The following is a 1,020-nucleotide window of genomic DNA, read 5'->3' as shown; positions in this document are numbered from 1 at the left end:
GTTGCGAGAAACAAAGGCCGAATTGGAGCAAAAAAAGCACCAGATTTGATTCGTAGAGCGCTAGCGAATCTCGCTTGGCATAAAGATGCCCCGCTTTATGATCTTGGGACTGTCGTTTGCGATGATGACTTGTTAGAAGAAAGCCAATCACGCTGTGCAAACCTCATTTCAGAAGCGCTACCTCACACGCCAACTATCGTTTTGGGGGGCGGACACGAAATTGCGTGGGCATCGTTTTCTGGTCTAGCGGAATATTTCAAAACGCATCATCCAGAAAAAAAGCCAAAAATTGGCATCATTAACTTCGATGCGCACTTCGATTTGCGTGCGTTCGAAAGTTCATTAGCGGACGTAAAACCAAGCTCAGGTACACCATTCAACCAAATTCATCATTTTTGTCAGCGTAATAATTGGGCTTTCCATTACGCCTGTTTGGGGGGGAGTCGCAGCAGCAACACGCAAGCTTTGTTCCAAAAGGCAGACGAGCTGAACGTATGGTATGTAGAAGATAGTCAACTCAATTACTTGAATCACAGCTACCACCTAACCCAACTGCAACACTTTATCGACGATTGTGACTATCTCTATCTCACCATTGATTTGGATGTATTCCCAGCAGCAACCGCGCCAGGCGTAAGTGCTCCTGCGGCTAGAGGTGTAAGTTACGACACAATCGCACCTTTTTTAGAACGAATTCTTCACTACAAAAACAAGCTTATGTTAGCCGATATCGCAGAGTACAACCCGAATTACGATGTCGATAGTCAAACCGCTCGCTTAGCTGCCCGTTTGTGTTGGGACATCGCCAACACCATGGCGGAGAAAGAACATAAACGTCAGACTATTAAATAACCATCACTTTGAAACCTAAGTGAATTTGGAATAACAAGACCAAGCAAGCACTTGGTCATCACGAGAAACTAAAGGAGTCTGAAAATGACACAGCGCCAGGGACAAGATCCACGACTTGATACAAGCAGAACAATTCGTGCACCTCACGGAAATAAACTGCGCGCAAAA

Annotated in this window: 1 protein-coding gene; it reads left to right on the top strand. The window is 45.3% G+C overall.

Going from position 1 to position 1,020, the window contains the following annotated elements; genetic code table 11:
• On the top strand, window positions 1–852 hold an 852-nt coding region (gene hutG / locus R7E00_RS25305), incomplete at its 5' end, for a formimidoylglutamase (protein ID WP_318124949.1).
• Window positions 853–1,020: the final 168 nt, after the last annotated feature.

The organism is Vibrio sp. Vb1755, assembly GCF_033338635.1.
In the GTDB taxonomy this organism is placed as follows: domain Bacteria; phylum Pseudomonadota; class Gammaproteobacteria; order Enterobacterales; family Vibrionaceae; genus Vibrio; species Vibrio alginolyticus.
Note: the sequence above shows the minus strand (reverse complement) of the source record. Positions and strands in the feature narration are given on the sequence as shown.